The following is a 1,406-nucleotide window of genomic DNA, read 5'->3' as shown; positions in this document are numbered from 1 at the left end:
CGGCTGGCCCACATGCTGGCTCAGGATGTGTTCCATCCAGCCGAGCTTTACCTGGAACTTGCCGGCCTCGCCGGTTCGATGGCGACCTACGGATCGAGCGCGCGGCGGCTGGGCGAGTTGCCCGCCTACGATCACATGGCGCCTGGCCCTGCCTATTCGGCGCTGGCGGATGCGCTGCGCTCGCTCATCCTCAGCCTGCGTTACATCGAGCCCAAATCGCGTGCGCTGCCTGTCATGCGGCATTCGACCAATGTCTGGAAGATCCGTATCGACAATCCGAAGCTGCTGGTGGCCAGCCGGATCGTCATCCGGGTCGGTTCGGAGTTGTCGGAAGACGCGCTGCGCAAGATATTCGTCAATCAGGCAACCGTCGGCTCGGCCGACCAGTTCGAGGGCCTGTGGAAATCGCGTTTGCCCGGCATTCCGCTGAAACCGCTTCATTCCCAGCCGCGCGAGATTCCTTACGATGGCGATCGGTTATGTCTGGAACTGGACCAGAAAAGTGAGCACTGGGCGTCGCTGCTCGACGCTCCCGGCTTCGTCATCGGCGTTTCGGGCGTGTTGCCAAGCGAGCCGCAGGTGGACTGCTATTCGGTGAACAGGTGAGATCATGAGCCGCGATGATCCGTTCGGACTGTCGGAGGATCGCGAACGCACCCGCATTCGATTGACCGGCGCGCCGATGCCGCGGCCGATGGCGCCACCTTTGCCGAGCGCGTCGGTAAAGCGCTCCCGCACCCATCCGAACGCACTCGTCAACGCATTTGCGCCCTTGCTCGAATTCGCTCCCGAGCTTGAAAGTGCGCTGCCGCCGGACAATCCGGAAGCATTGCGTACCCGATTGCTCGAAGAACTGGTCCGGGCACGCGACACGGCTATGTCGGTCGGATCCTCAATGGAGCGCGCCGACCAGGCGGCCTGGGTGGTGGCGGCGTTGCTCGACGATCTGGCCCTGAACACGCCATGGGGCGGTGCCAGCGCCTGGCCGCGGCAGCCGCTTGTGGTCATGCTGCGCGGCGATGTCGATGCCGGCACGCAGTTCTTCACCCGTCTCGAAGAACTCGAGCGCCATCCCAACCGTGATCGCGAATTGCTGGAACTGCAGTATCAATGCATGGCGCTTGGCTTTCGTGGCAAATATCGCGTGTCGGCCCGATCCGGCGACCGCTCGCTCAATGCCGTTCGCGTGGCGGCGGCACGCTTCCTACGCGATGCCGACGCCGAAGGCGCGCCACTGTCGCCAAACTGGAAAGGCGTGATCGCATCTGACGAGCCGCAGCGCTTCATCGTTCCGATCTGGGTCATGGCGCTCGGTGCGGCGGTTGCAGCCATGACAATCCATGTCGGGCTCTCGATGGCACTGAGCAGCCAGGCGGTCGAGCTCTCCGCACTTGTTCGCGCACTGC

Annotated in this window: 2 protein-coding genes; both read left to right on the top strand. The window is 63.8% G+C overall.

Features of this window, described 5'->3' with window-relative positions; translation table 11 throughout:
* Positions 1–606, top strand: a 606-nt coding sequence (gene tssK / locus EOA22_RS33580; RefSeq protein WP_164756185.1) for a type VI secretion system baseplate subunit TssK, incomplete at its 5' end; no start/stop codon positions are given.
* A 4-nt stretch (positions 607–610) separates the two neighbouring features.
* The coding region (gene icmH, locus EOA22_RS33575) for a type IVB secretion system protein IcmH/DotU (RefSeq protein ID WP_164756184.1) at positions 611–1,406 on the top strand (796 nt) is incomplete at its 3' end.

This window comes from Mesorhizobium sp. M7A.F.Ca.US.014.04.1.1 (assembly GCF_003998745.1).
Classification (GTDB): domain Bacteria; phylum Pseudomonadota; class Alphaproteobacteria; order Rhizobiales; family Rhizobiaceae; genus Mesorhizobium; species Mesorhizobium ciceri.
The sequence above is the reverse complement of the archived record's forward strand: the minus strand, read 5'-3'. Positions and strand labels throughout refer to the sequence as shown.